The organism is Variovorax sp. W1I1 (genome assembly GCF_030815625.1).
Taxonomy (GTDB): Bacteria; Pseudomonadota; Gammaproteobacteria; order Burkholderiales; family Burkholderiaceae_C; genus Variovorax; species Variovorax paradoxus_C.
Window position 1 is genome coordinate 6,501,084 of record NZ_JAUSWZ010000001.1, and the last position, 12,385, is coordinate 6,513,468.

Sequence of the window (12,385 nt, forward strand, 5' to 3'; positions counted from 1 at the left end):
ACTTACTTCTCGATGGTCTTGTTCCAGCGCGAATTCCATGCCGGCCGGTTCGCGTTGATGCTTTCCCAATCGATGGTGATCGCGGTCTTCATCCACTTGTTGATGTCCGCGACCTGCGTCGCGCCTTCGCCCACGGCCGGCGCCTTCGGGTTGGTCGGGATCTGCGCGCCGTACTGAAGCACGTTGGCCTGAGCGAGCGGGCTCAGCAGGAACTCGGCGAGCTTTTGCGACAGCTCGGGCTCGCTGTTGTTGGCGATCACGCACTGGCCCACCATCAGCACCACCGCGCCTTCCTTGGGCGGTGCGTACTCCACCGGAATGCCCTTGGTCTTGAGCGCGGCCACGGCAGTGGGCGTGAGCGGGAAGATCGCCGCCTCGCCCGTCTGCACCATCTCCGAGAGCTTGGCCGAGCTCGGGATGTACTCCAGCACGTTCGGGCCGACGGTGTTCGGCCAAGCCTTGAAGCCGGGCTCCACGTTCTTGTCGTTGCCGCCCTGGATGCGGTTGAACATCAAAAAGCCGTGCAGCCCGAACGACGAAGACGACATCGACTGGAACACCACCTTGCCCTTGAACTTCGGATCGGCCAGGTCCATCCACGAGGTGGGCGCGGCCCAGCCCTTTTCCTTGAACATCTTCGTGTTGTAGGCCAGGCCCGTCATGCCCAGGCTCACGCCGCTGGCCATGTCGTCCTTGAAGCGCGCAGCGGGGTAGATCTCGGCGAGCGACGGGTTGGGCTTCTGCTTCTGGCACAGGCCCATGCCGATGGCGCGCACCATGATCCCGTCGTCCAGGAACATCACGTGCATCTGCGGGCGGTCCTTGTTGGCCTGTGCCTTCGCGAGGATGTCCGACGAGGTGCCCGGCACCACCACCACCTTCGCGCCGTACAGCTTCTCGAAGGCCGGGAACACGTACTGCGTGTACGCCTTCTCCATGGTGCCGCCGTTCATGCCGATGTAGAGCGTCTTGGTCTGCGCGCTCGCCGCGCCGGTGGCCGCGAGCAGGGAAACCGCCGCCGCCCCGAGCAGGGTCCGGCGAAGGGAAAAAGTCTTCTGGGTACGGGACATGGTGGTTGCCTTTCAGGGAAGGGTGGGAACGGAAGTGAGAGGGGAGTGGGTCTGTTCTTCATCCGCTGCTTCCCCGTCTTCTTCGGGAAAGGAGCGGTCGACCGCGAACGCGTCGATCGGCGTGCTGCTGTGGCCGTCGCGCACCAGCTCGGCCAGTACTTCGCCTGCGGCCGGGCCGATCTGGAAGCCCGCGCCCGAGAAGCCGAAGCCATGGAAGAGGCCCGGCGTGGTGCGGCTGGGGCCGAGCACCGGCTGGCGGTCGGGCATGTTGCCCTCGGTGCCGCTCCAGGTGCGAATGAAGTGCGCATGGCGCAGCGCGGGCAGCAGTTCGATGGCCTGCGTCGCGAGCGTGGCGATCGCGTCGCGATCGACACGCGCGCGGTCGGCATCGAGCGCATAGCCCCGGCCGCCGCCGAGCACGAGGTTGCCGCGCGCCACCTGCCGGCCGTAGATGCCGCCGCCCTCGACGCCCAGGCTCCAGACCATGAAGTGCGGCAGCGGCTCGGTCACCACCATCACCGGATGGCTCGCGCGCAGCGGCACTGCTTCGCCGAACTGGGCGGCGAGGGGGCCGGCCCATGCGCCCGCGCAGTTGAGCAGCACCGGCGCATGCACTTCGAGCGCATTGCCCGAGCGCAGCATGAACATCGCGCCGTCGTGCGCCACCTCGTCGACCTTGTGGCGCTCGAAAATCTGCGCGCCCGCGCGCTGCGCCGCGAGCGCGAAAGCGGGCGACACCAGCCGTGGGTTGGCCTGCCCGTCTTCCACGCACAGCGAGCCGCCGACCGCGCGCGGGCCGAGCCAGGGGCAGCGCTCGCGCAGGCGGGCGGCGGAGATCAGTTCGAGCCCGAGGTCGAAGTCCAGGCTCTGCGCGCGATAGCGCTCGAGCGAGGCCATGTCGGATTCGCTGCGCGCGATCTTGAAGTGGCCCGAGCGCAGGTATTCGCCATCGGTGCCGAGCAGCGACGGCAGGCGGCCCCAGATCTGGTGGGCGCGCTGCGCGAGCGGCAACTGGCTCAGCGGCCGCCCCTGGCGCCGCACGCCGCCGAAGTTGACGCCACTGGAGCGCGAGCCGCAGAGGTCGCGCTCCAGCAGCGCGACGCCGATGCCCATCTGCCGCAGCGCGAGCGCGGCCGACGAACCGACGATGCCGCCGCCGACGATGGCCACGTCGGTACGCAGGGTCCGAATCGAACTCATGCGCCGGCTCCTTCGCTGGCCGCGCGCACGGCGAGATGGATCGGGATCGGCTTGATCGGCGCCTGTCCGCGCAGCCGGCCCACCTGCTGCAGCGGCTGGCCCGTCGCATGCGCGAGGATTTCTGCCGCGGCCACGCCGCACATGCGGCCCTGGCAGCGGCCCATGCCGACGCGCGACAGCGCCTTGAGGCGGTTCATTTCGTCGGCGCCGTTGACGGCAATGGTCTGGCGCAGCGTGCCGGCGGTGACGTTCTCGCAGCGGCAGACGACGAGGTCGTCGGGCGCGTTCGCGGCCCAATCGTGTGGCAGCGGAAAGGCGCGTTCCAGCCCGCGACGAAAGCCAGTCAATCCTTCGAGCTTGGCCTCGAGCGCAGCAGCGCGCGCGGCATCGATGGCCACGCCGCGGTCCGCGAGCAACGCGAGCGCGGCGCGTTCACCCGCCCACTCGGCCGCGTCAGCGCCCATGATCCCGGCGCCATCGCCCGCGAGGTACACGCCTTCGACGCTGGCGCGGCCCGCCGCATCGCGCACCGGCAGGTGGGCGCGGTGCATGGGCGCGAACTCGAAGCGGCAGCCGAGCAGGTCGGCCAGTTGCGTCTCGGAGCGCAGCGCATAGCCGAAGCCGACGGCATCGCAGGCCAGCGTGCGCTCTTCGCGGCCGTCGTTCCAGGCGACGCCGGTGACGCGCCGCGCCTCGTCGTCGCCGATCACGCGCAGCGGACGCACGCCGCTGTGCAGCGGCACGCCGTGCGCACGCAACCATGCGACGAAGTACACGCCCTTCGCGAACACGGCCGGCTGGCGCAGCATCGCGGGCGTTGCCGCGATCTGGTCTGCGAGCCGCGCGGTGTCGAGCACCGCCGCGACCTTCGCGCCGGCTTTTGCATATTGATAAGCCACGAGGTACAGCAGCGGCCCGGTGCCCATGAACACCACGCGCTGCCCGATGGCGCAGCCCTGGAACTTGAGCGCCACCTGTGCGCCGCCGAGCGTGTAGACGCCGGGCAGCGTCCAGCCCGGCACGGGCAGCACGCGGTCGGTCGCGCCCGTTGCGACGATCAGCGCGCCATGCGGCACGCGCGTCGTGGTGCGCGTCGGGTTGTGCAGCACGTCGAGCATGCCGCCCTGTGCGTTCCACACGAGGCTGTCGGGGCGGTAGTCGATGTGGTCGTGCAGTGTGTCGAAGGCCAGGTGCACCGCGTTCGCGCGCGAGGCCTCGAAGCCGTAGAGCGTGGCCGCCGTGCGCTGGATGAAGTTGGCGGGCGGGCGGCGGTAGATCTGTCCACCGGCCCGCGAAGCCTCGTCGATCACGAGGGGCCGCAGTCCATGCGCGACCAGCGCCTCCGCCGCGCGCACACCGGCCGGCCCGGCGCCGACGATCACGGGTTGAAGCCCGGCATTCGTCGTCATGCGCCGCTCCGCCCGGTGACCAGCGCCATGCCCGGCGCGATGAAGGTGGAGCAGGCGCGCAGGCGCTCGCCTTCGGCGGTCGCGATCCAGCAGTCCTGGCACGCGCCCATCATGCAGAAGCCGGCGCGCGGCATGTCGCTGAATTCGTTGCGGCGAAGTTGGCCTGCCTGCGTGAGCACGGCCGTGAGCACTGTGTCGCCGGCGAGTGCCGAAGCGGGCTCGCCATCGAGCGTGAAGGCCACGGCCGCGCGGCCGGTCTCGGCTACGCGATGCAGCAGTGCGTGTGATGCAGTCGATGCCATCTACTTGCGTCCCACCAGCACCCGGTCCAGCCCGTAGAGCCGGTCGAGGATCACCATCGCGATGGCCGTCACCGCCACCATCAGCGCCGACACCGCCGCCATCAGCGGATCGATCGACTCGGTCGCATACATGTACATGCGCACCGGCAGCGTCACCGTGCTCGGCGAGGTCACGAAGATCGACATCGTCACTTCGTCGAAGCTGTTGATGAAGGCGAGCATCCAGCCGCCCGTGACGCCCGGCAGGATCATCGGCAGCGTGATGCGCCTGAATACCGTCGCCTGGCTCGCGCCGAGCGAGAGCGCCGCCTGCTCGGCGCTGCGGTCGAAGCCCACGAGCGCGGCGACGACGAGGCGCAGCGTGTAGGGCGTGACGATGAGCGCATGCGCCATCACCAGCCAGCCGAAGCTTCCCGTGCCGCCCACCAGCGCGAAGAGCCGCAAGAGCGCCACGCCCAGCACCAGGTGCGGAATGATCAGCGGCGAGAGAAACAGCGCATTGAGGAAGTCGCGCCCCGGAAACTCGTAGCGCGTGATCGCCATGCCCGCCGGCACCGCCAGCAGCGTGGCGATGGTGGCCGAGGCCAGCGCGAGCCACAGGCTGTTCCAGAACGACTGCATGAAGTCGGGGTGCGCGAACACCGCGGCGAACCAGCGCAGCGAGAAGCTGGTGGTCGGAATCGTCAGCGTGTTCTCGGGCGTGAACGCGACGATGCACACCACCAGGAGCGGCGCGAGCATGAAGGTGATGACGAGTGCGTTGAACGCGAGGGCGAAGGGGCCGTTCTTGCTCATAGGGTCACCCGAGCGCTTTCTTGTAGCGGCCTTCTACAAGGCGGTTGTAGCTCAGCATCACGATGAGGTTCGCGGCGAGCAGCGTGAGTGCGATCGCTGCGCCGAGGGGCCAGTTCAGCTCGCTCAGGTACTCGTCGTACACCACCGTCGCGACCATCTTCAGGCGGCGCCCGCCGAGCAGCCCCGGAATCGCGAACGAACTCGCGGCGAGGCCGAAGACGATCAGGCTGCCCGAAAGGATGCCGGGCATCACTTGCGGCAGCACGATGCGGCGCAGCGTGGTGAAGGGCGAGGCCTTGAGCGAGAGCGCCGCGTTCTCCACGCCCGCATCCAGCTTCTGCAGCGAGGTCCACACCGGGATCACCATGAACGGCAGCATCACGTGGACCAGCGCAACGATCACCGCGATCTCGGTGTAGAGCATCTTCACCGGCCCGATACCCACGAGGCCCAGCAGCGAATTGACCGCGCCCTCGGGCCCGAGCAGCATGCTCCAGCCGAAGGCGCGCACCACCACCGACACCAGCAGCGGCGCGAGCACGACCAAGAGCAGGATCGAGCGCCACGGGTTGCGCATGCGGCTGAGCACATAGGCCTCGGGTGCGCCGATGACCACGCAGATCAGCGTGACCAGCGCCGAGATCCAGAAGGTGCGCCAGAAGATGCTGTGGTAGTACGAGTCGGTGAACACATGCGCGTAGTGCGCCAGCGTGAATTCGCCGGCCTTCGGCCCGGTGGCCGGGTCGTACACGTTGAACGACAGCACCGCGGTGAGCAACAGCGGCACCAGCAGCAGCGCGGTGAAGAGCAGCAGGGCGGGGCCCGAGAGCCACCACGGTGCGGCCTTGTTTCGGATGCCGCTCATGCCGCGACCGCCTCCTCGGCCGGCAAGAGCCGCGTGCAGTGCGCGGGCCAGTCGATGCCGACGGCGTTGCCTTCGTCCAGCGCATCGCGGCCGTCGTTGGGGCTCAGCACCATCAGGTCGCCCGCGGGCGTGGCGATGCGGTAGAGCCACTGGCTGCCGAGGAAGAAGCGCTCCTGCACCGTGCCGTCGAGGCGGCCGCGGCCGGCAGTGACGAGCTGGAGCTTTTCGGGCCGCACGCTCAGGAGCACCGCGGCGCCAGCCTTGAAACCGTCTTCGTCGACCTGCACCGCGAGCGGACCGACCTCGACATTGCAACTGCCGGTGCTGCAGGCCGTCACGCGTCCGTTCAGCAGGTTGGCCTTGCCCACGAAGGTGGAGATGAAGCGCGTGCTCGGATGCTCGTACACGCGGTGCGGATGGTCGATCTGCGTGGCGCAGCCGCCTTCCATCACCACCACGCGATCGCTGATCGACATGGCTTCGCTCTGGTCGTGCGTGACCATCACCGTGGTGGTGCCGACCTTGCGCTGGATCTGGCGCAGCTCGAACTGCATCTCCTCGCGCAGCTTGGCATCCAGGTTGGAGAGCGGCTCATCGAGCAGCAGCACCGGCGGCTCGATCACCAGCGCGCGGGCGAGCGCCACGCGCTGCCGCTGGCCGCCCGAGAGCTCGCGCGGGTAGCGCGTGGCGTGCGCCTCCAGGTGCACCAGCGCCAGCGCCTGCTTCACCCGATCGGCGCGCTCGGCCTTGGGCATCTTGCGCATCTCGAGGCCAAAGCTCACGTTGTCGGCCACCGTCATGTGCGGAAAGAGCGCGTAGCTCTGGAACACGATGCCCAGACCCCGCGTGTTGGCCTTGGCGTTCGTGATGTCCTTGCCCGCGAGTTCGATGCGGCCGCTGCTGACGGCCTCGAAGCCCGCAATCATCTGCAGCGTCGTGGTCTTGCCGCAGCCCGAGGGGCCGAGCAGCGAGACGAACTCGCCTTTTTCGACGCTGAGGTTCATCGCCGACACCGCGCGGGTGCTGCCGTAGAACTTGGTCACGTCGGTAAGCCGTAGGAATGACATGGAAGCGCCTTTCGTGGGGGACCCAAAGATGGCGTGCGACACCTTGGTGCAGGCCATGGACTGCTGAGTACTTTCAATTCACTCTATTGCAACGATTGCGCCAGAACGCCTCGGGTATTCCATTAATCAGAATCTTTCTGCGATTTATTCCATTGAATGGAATATCATCGCCAAAATCTATCCACAGAATTCCACGGGAGCAAGGTATGGAAAGCAATTCGGAGGCGGCCGCAGCGTCGCCCGCGTCCAGCGGCGGCGTGCCGCGCGTCTTTTCGGTGATCCGCGCGCTCGGCGCTGTGCAGGCCGAAGGCGGCCGCGTGACCCAGATCGCACGGTCCGTGGGCCTGACACAAGCCACCACGCACCGTTTGCTGCAATCGCTCATGGCTGAAGGCATGGTCGAGCAGGACGAGCGCAGCAAGCTCTATCGCCTCGGCATCGATTTCTTCGCGCTTGCGGCCAGCGCGGGCAACCCCGGCGACCTGCGCTCGATCTGCCGGCCAGTGCTGCTGCGGCTGTGCGCGAGCCTGGGGGACAGCATCTTCTTGTTGGCGCGCAGCGGCTTCGACGCAATCTGCCTGGACCGCAGCGAAGGGCCGTTTCCGATCCGCTCGTTCACCGGCGACATCGGCGGGCGCATCGCGCTGGGCGTGGGGCAGGGGGCGCTGGCGATCCTGGCTTTCCTGCCGGAGGCGGAGCGGGAAGAAGTGATCCGCTTCAACCTTTCGCGGGTGCGCGAGTACGGCGTGTACGACGAGGTTTATCTGCGCACCGAGATCGAGCGCGTGCGTCAGCAGGGTTATGCCGGGCGCAACACCGGGCTGCTCGAAGGCATGGCGGGCGTGGCGGTGCCGATCCTCGACCGCGAAGGCCGTGCGGTGGCCGCTTTGAGCGTGGGCACGATTGCCGACCGGCTCAATGCGGACCGCATGCCGACGGTGGTGGAACTGCTCAAGCGGGAAGCGGCGGCCATCGGGCCGAAGATCAACCCGTTCGATGCGACGCTGAGGCGGCCGGCGCAGAGCCTCGCGGGCTCGCCGGGCGGGCAGAAGATCGCGTTGCCCGAGGCGCCCGGGCCGGGCTGATCACTTCAGCTTGCGGTCTTCGCTCTTGGCTTCTTCCATCGCCTCGGGCTCCAGCTCCTCGGCATAGCGGTTGAAGCGGATGAAGAGGCCCCAGCCCGCCATCAGCAGCCCGACCGCGCCAAGCATCGTGGCGGCATGCAGCATCAGCTCGGGCGCCTCGCGCGCCTTGAAGGTCGCGACCAGCCCTTCGACCGCGACGGCCACGACGATGACGACCATGAAGCGCGAGAGAAAGCGCCGCACACGGGTCGGCGCGCTGATGTGCGCCTCGCGCAGCACTTCTTCCTCGAGCACGGTCTGCGAGATCTGCAGCGCGACCACGCCGGCCGCCAGCACGCCCACCGCTTCGATGATCGCCTCGGCCGTCGGAAGGCCCAGGCCCTGCATCACGGCGCCCCAGCCGGCACGCGCCGCGATCACGACCAGCACGATCGAGGCGATGGCGAACGCGAGCGCCATCAGCGCATGGATCGCGGCGTAGAGGGCGTGGATGAGCTTCATGGCGCTCCGGGCGGTGAAGTGAAGGTGCGGAATCTTCAGCGCGCACCGCCGCGCCGTGCGTAGGCGCGCAGCCCGACGCGCGGGGAGCGGACGCCGAGTTCATTCCGCAAACGCATCAAGTCCTTCCTTTTTTTCACTAGGCAAGCGCGCGGGATTCGCAGATATTGGCCGCATTTCCCCGGCCTCCTGTTGCCTTTCTTCTTCTCCCTCCTTCCCGGAGCGCGCCCATGTCCGAAGCCCAAGCCATCCTCTCTGTCCCCACCGAAGTCGAACAACTGCTGCAGCGCCTGGGCGTGCCCCGCACCGCCTATACCGGCGGCGAGCTGACGGTGCGCTCGCCGGTCAGCGGCGAGGTCATCGCACAGGTGCCGCAGACCACGGCCGTGGAAGCCACCGGCGCCATCGGCCGCGCGCACGAGGCCTTCAAGGCCTGGCGCAATGTGCCGGCGCCGCGCCGTGGCGAGCTGGTGCGCTTGCTCGGCGAAGAGCTGCGCGCCGCCAAGCGCGACCTGGGTAGCCTCGTCACGCTGGAGGCCGGCAAGATCCCGTCCGAAGGCGCGGGCGAGGTGCAGGAAATGATCGACATCTGCGACTTCGCGGTCGGCCTCTCGCGCCAGCTCTACGGCCTTACGCTGGCCACCGAGCGCGCCGAGCACCGGATGATGGAAACCTGGCATCCGCTGGGCGTGTGCGGCGTGATCTCGGCCTTCAACTTTCCCGTGGCCGTGTGGTCGTGGAATGCGGCGCTCGCGCTGGTGTGCGGCGATTCGGTGGTGTGGAAGCCGTCCGAGAAAACGCCGCTCACCGCACTGGCCGTGCATGCTATCGCGCAGCGCGCCATCGAACGTTTCGGCGATGCGCCTGAAGGCCTGCTCGGTTTGCTGCTGGGCCAGCGCGAGATCGGCGAAGTGCTGGTGGACGACCACCGCGTGCCGATTCTCTCGGCCACTGGCTCCACCGCGATGGGCCGGCAGGTCGGGCCGAAGCTCGCTGCGCGCTTTGCCCGTGCCATTCTTGAGCTGGGCGGCAACAACGCCGCCATCGTCACGCCCTCGGCCGACCTGGACCTCACGCTGCGCGGCATCGCGTTCTCGGCCATGGGCACGGCCGGCCAACGCTGCACGACGCTGCGGCGCCTCTTCGTGCACGACAGCGTGTACGACCAGCTCGTACCCAAGCTCGCGAAGGTCTACGGCAATGTGCAGGTGGGCGATCCGCGCGAGGCCGGCACGCTGGTCGGTCCGCTGATCGACCGCGCGGCCTTCGACGGCATGCAGAAAGCCTTGAGCGAAAGCCGCGAGCTTGGCGCCAAGGTGCACGGCGGCAGCCGTGTCGACGGCATCGGCACGCAGGACGCCTACTACGTGCGCCCCGCGCTGGTGGAACTGAAGTCGCACGCCGGACCGGTGCTGCGCGAGACCTTCGCGCCCATCCTCTACGTGGTGCGCTACAGCATGCTCGACGAAGCCATCGAATGGCACAACGCTGTGGGCGCGGGCCTGTCGTCGTCGATCTTCACGCTCAATGTGCGCGAGGCCGAGCGCTTCATGTCGAGCGCGGGTTCGGACTGCGGCATTGCCAACGTCAACATCGGCCCGAGCGGTGCCGAGATCGGCGGCGCCTTCGGCGGCGAGAAGGAAACCGGCGGCGGCCGCGAAGCGGGCTCGGACAGCTGGAAGGCGTACATGCGCCGAGCGACCAACACCATCAATTACTCGACCGCACTGCCTCTTGCCCAGGGCGTGACTTTCGATATCGGAGATTGAGGCTCGCCCCCAGGCTCCGCGCACTTCGTGTCGCTTCTCCAACCCCCTACCGGGGGCGACATCTGCGGCCCGGCAAAGCCGGTTCCGCGATGTCCCACGAAAAGTCATGCCGTGCCGGCAGGGCGCGCCGCACCCTTTCAAAGAAAAACCACCAGGAGACAGAGAAGATGAAGAAGCAAATGAAGACCCTCGCCGCCGCAGCGCTGCTCGCGCTCGCATTCGGCACCACAGCCACTGCGCAACAGGCGCCCACCGGCGGCACGCTCGACAAGATCAAGGCGAGCGGCAAGGTCGTGCTCGGCGTGCGCGAAGCCTCGCCGCCGATGGCCTACATGCTGGGCGCGGGCGAGAAGTACGTGGGCTACCACGTCGAGCTCTGCGAACGCGTGCTGAAAGACATCACGCCGAATGCGAAGCTCGAATACATGGCGGTGACCGCGCAGAACACGATTCCGCTGGTGCAGAACGGCACGCTCGACATCGGCTGCGGCCCCACCACCAACAACACCGCGCGCCAGCAGCAGGTGGCCTTTGCGCTCACCACGTATGTGAGCGAAGTGCGCATGGCGACCAGGGTCGATTCGGGCATCACCACGCTCGACCAGCTCGCGGGCCGCAACGTGTCGGCCTCGACCGGCACCACCGCCGTGCAGTTGCTGCGCAAGCGCGAGCGCGCGCAGAACGTCTCGTACAACACGATGCTCGGCAAGGACCACCTGGAGAGCTTCCTGCTCATGGAGTCGGGCCGCGCCGATGCCTTCGTGCTCGACGACAACCTGCTTGCCGGGATCATTGCGAACTCGAAGAACCCGGCGGCCTACCGCATCGTGGGCGATGCGCTGGGCTCGGAGCCGATCGCGCTCCTGTTCCGCAAGGACGATCCGGCCTTCAAGACCGCGGTGGACGAGTCGCTGCGCAAGCTCATGAAGAGCGGTGAGCTCGAGAAGATTTACACCAAGTGGTTCGTGGCCGCGATTCCGCCGAAGAACACCAGCCTCAACCTGCCGATGAGTCCGGCCCTGAAGCAGTTGCTGCTCGAACCCAACGACAAGCCACTGGAAGCCTACGCGAAGTGACAGACGCAGCCGTGTTCTCGCCGGCGCAACGTGTGCGCGCCATCCACGTTTCGGAGATCCTGCGCATCACCGACCATGCGCAGGCGCTCAAGCGCGCCGGCCGGCCGGTGATCGTGCTGGGCGCGGGTGAGCCCGACTTCGACACGCCCGAGAACATCCGGCATGCGGCCTCGCAGGCGATTGCGCGCGGCGACACGCGCTACACGGTGCTCGATGGCAGCCCGGCGATGAAGGCGGCCGTGCAGCTGAAGTTCAAGCGCGACAACGCGCTGGACTTCGCGCTCGACGAGATCAGCGTGAGCGCGGGCGCCAAGCAGGTGATCTTCAACGCGCTGATGGCGAGCCTGAACCCGGGCGACGAAGTGATCCTGCCCGCGCCGTACTGGACCTCGTACGCGGACATCGTGCAGATCTGCGGCGGCGTGCCGGTGTCGGTGGCGTGCGGCGAGGAGAACGGCTTTCGCCTGACGGCGGCGCAGCTGCAGGCGGCCATCACGCCGCGCACGCGCTGGCTGTTTCTCAACTCGCCGTCGAATCCGAGCGGCGCGGCCTACAGCGCCGCGCAACTCAAGCCGATCACCGATGTGCTGCTCGACCACCCGGGTGTCTGGGTGTTGGCGGACGACATCTACGAACACATCCTCTACGACGGCCTCGCGTTCGCGACGCCGGTGGCCGTGGAGCCGCGGCTGCGCGATCGCACGCTCACGGTGAACGGCGTGTCGAAGGCCTATGCGATGACCGGCTGGCGTGTCGGCTACGGCGCCGGGCCGCGCGCGCTGATCGCGGCGATGGCGGTGGTGCAGAGCCAGTCGACCTCGTGCCCGTCGTCGGTGAGCCAGGCCGCGGCCATCGAGGCGCTCACCGGCCCGCAGGGCATCGTGGCCGAGCGCTGTGCTTCGTTTCAACAGCGCCGCGATTTCGTCGTGGCCGCGCTCAACCGCACGCCGGGCCTGCACTGCCGCGTGCCCGAGGGCGCCTTCTACACATTCGCAAGCTGCGCCGGCGTGCTCGGCAAGCGCACCGCCGCGGGCGCGCTGCTGCAGACCGACAGCGACTTCTGCCGCTACCTGCTGCAAGACTTCGACGTGGCGGTGGTGCCGGGCAGCGTGTTCGGGCTCGCGCCGTATTTCCGCATCTCGTATGCGACGTCGATGGCGCAGCTCGAAGAGGCGTGCGCGCGGATTTCCGCCGCTTGCGCCGCGCTCACATGACCCCGCATTTCTCCCTCCCCTTCCGGGGGAGCAAC

12 protein-coding genes are annotated in these 12,385 nt (G+C 68.1%); 4 read left to right on the forward strand and 8 right to left on the reverse strand.

Annotated features, from left to right (window positions below):
• Window positions 1-2: 2 nt before the first annotated feature.
• From QFZ83_RS30310 to QFZ83_RS30340, 7 genes are read right to left on the reverse strand one after another with little or no spacing between them, the layout of a single operon-like run.
• Window positions 3-1,070 (reverse strand): ABC transporter substrate-binding protein, encoded by a 1,068-nt coding sequence (locus tag QFZ83_RS30310; RefSeq protein WP_306881022.1) that lies wholly within the window; start codon window positions 1,068-1,070, stop codon window positions 3-5.
• A 12-nt stretch (window positions 1,071-1,082) separates the two neighbouring features.
• The gene (locus QFZ83_RS30315) at window positions 1,083-2,270 is read right to left on the reverse strand and encodes an FAD-binding oxidoreductase (protein ID WP_306881023.1); all 1,188 of its coding nucleotides are present in this window, start codon (window positions 2,268-2,270) and stop codon (window positions 1,083-1,085) included.
• On the reverse strand, window positions 2,267-3,679 hold the full coding sequence (locus QFZ83_RS30320) for an NAD(P)/FAD-dependent oxidoreductase (RefSeq protein ID WP_307512077.1): 1,413 nt from the start codon (window positions 3,677-3,679) through the stop codon (window positions 2,267-2,269). The genes QFZ83_RS30315 and QFZ83_RS30320 overlap by 4 nt, the downstream gene beginning before the upstream one ends.
• Window positions 3,676-3,981 carry a (2Fe-2S)-binding protein gene (locus QFZ83_RS30325; RefSeq protein WP_013538786.1) on the reverse strand — a complete coding sequence of 102 codons (306 nt, stop codon included), beginning with the start codon at window positions 3,979-3,981 and terminating at the stop codon, window positions 3,676-3,678. The genes QFZ83_RS30320 and QFZ83_RS30325 overlap by 4 nt, the downstream gene beginning before the upstream one ends.
• Complete coding sequence (locus QFZ83_RS30330) at window positions 3,982-4,776, reverse strand: ABC transporter permease (protein WP_013538787.1); 795 nt, start codon at window positions 4,774-4,776, stop codon at window positions 3,982-3,984.
• A gap of 4 nt (window positions 4,777-4,780) precedes the next feature.
• Window positions 4,781-5,641 (reverse strand): ABC transporter permease, encoded by an 861-nt coding sequence (locus QFZ83_RS30335; RefSeq protein ID WP_307512080.1) that lies wholly within the window; start codon window positions 5,639-5,641, stop codon window positions 4,781-4,783.
• The gene (locus tag QFZ83_RS30340) at window positions 5,638-6,708 is read right to left on the reverse strand and encodes an ABC transporter ATP-binding protein (RefSeq protein ID WP_307512081.1); all 1,071 of its coding nucleotides are present in this window, start codon (window positions 6,706-6,708) and stop codon (window positions 5,638-5,640) included. Before QFZ83_RS30340 ends, QFZ83_RS30335 begins: the two co-directional genes overlap by 4 nt.
• 206 nt (window positions 6,709-6,914) lie before the next feature.
• Between QFZ83_RS30340 and QFZ83_RS30345 the strand changes: the two genes are divergently transcribed.
• Window positions 6,915-7,793, forward strand: coding sequence for an IclR family transcriptional regulator (locus QFZ83_RS30345; protein ID WP_307512082.1), 879 nt, complete (start codon window positions 6,915-6,917; stop codon window positions 7,791-7,793).
• On the opposite strand, the gene QFZ83_RS30350 is transcribed toward QFZ83_RS30345, so the two are convergent.
• Window positions 7,794-8,294, reverse strand: a complete 501-nt coding sequence (locus tag QFZ83_RS30350; RefSeq protein ID WP_013538791.1) for a hypothetical protein — start codon at window positions 8,292-8,294, stop codon at window positions 7,794-7,796.
• Window positions 8,295-8,521: 227 nt separating this feature from the next.
• Between QFZ83_RS30350 and QFZ83_RS30355 the strand changes: the two genes are divergently transcribed.
• The 3 genes from QFZ83_RS30355 (at window position 8,522) to QFZ83_RS30365 (ending at window position 12,350) form a co-directional block, all read left to right on the forward strand.
• The gene (locus QFZ83_RS30355) at window positions 8,522-10,060 is read left to right on the forward strand and encodes an aldehyde dehydrogenase family protein (protein WP_307512083.1); all 1,539 of its coding nucleotides are present in this window, start codon (window positions 8,522-8,524) and stop codon (window positions 10,058-10,060) included.
• Window positions 10,061-10,227: 167 nt separating this feature from the next.
• Window positions 10,228-11,136, forward strand: coding sequence for an amino acid ABC transporter substrate-binding protein (locus tag QFZ83_RS30360; RefSeq protein ID WP_307512084.1), 909 nt, complete (start codon window positions 10,228-10,230; stop codon window positions 11,134-11,136).
• Window positions 11,133-12,350 (forward strand): pyridoxal phosphate-dependent aminotransferase, encoded by a 1,218-nt coding sequence (locus QFZ83_RS30365; RefSeq protein ID WP_307512085.1) that lies wholly within the window; start codon window positions 11,133-11,135, stop codon window positions 12,348-12,350. The genes QFZ83_RS30360 and QFZ83_RS30365 overlap by 4 nt, the downstream gene beginning before the upstream one ends.
• Window positions 12,351-12,385: the final 35 nt, after the last annotated feature.

Coding starts and splice junctions, on each gene's coding strand:
- QFZ83_RS30310 (WP_306881022.1), bottom strand. CDS start 1,070: ATGTCCCGTACCCAGAAGACTTTTTCCCTTCGCCGGACCCTGCTCGGG.
- QFZ83_RS30315 (WP_306881023.1), bottom strand. CDS start 2,270: ATGAGTTCGATTCGGACCCTGCGTACCGACGTGGCCATCGTCGGCGGC.
- QFZ83_RS30320 (WP_307512077.1), bottom strand. CDS start 3,679: ATGACGACGAATGCCGGGCTTCAACCCGTGATCGTCGGCGCCGGGCCG.
- QFZ83_RS30325 (WP_013538786.1), bottom strand. CDS start 3,981: ATGGCATCGACTGCATCACACGCACTGCTGCATCGCGTAGCCGAGACC.
- QFZ83_RS30330 (WP_013538787.1), bottom strand. CDS start 4,776: ATGAGCAAGAACGGCCCCTTCGCCCTCGCGTTCAACGCACTCGTCATC.
- QFZ83_RS30335 (WP_307512080.1), bottom strand. CDS start 5,641: ATGAGCGGCATCCGAAACAAGGCCGCACCGTGGTGGCTCTCGGGCCCC.
- QFZ83_RS30340 (WP_307512081.1), bottom strand. CDS start 6,708: ATGTCATTCCTACGGCTTACCGACGTGACCAAGTTCTACGGCAGCACC.
- QFZ83_RS30345 (WP_307512082.1), top strand. CDS start 6,915: ATGGAAAGCAATTCGGAGGCGGCCGCAGCGTCGCCCGCGTCCAGCGGC.
- QFZ83_RS30350 (WP_013538791.1), bottom strand. CDS start 8,294: ATGAAGCTCATCCACGCCCTCTACGCCGCGATCCATGCGCTGATGGCG.
- QFZ83_RS30355 (WP_307512083.1), top strand. CDS start 8,522: ATGTCCGAAGCCCAAGCCATCCTCTCTGTCCCCACCGAAGTCGAACAA.
- QFZ83_RS30360 (WP_307512084.1), top strand. CDS start 10,228: ATGAAGAAGCAAATGAAGACCCTCGCCGCCGCAGCGCTGCTCGCGCTC.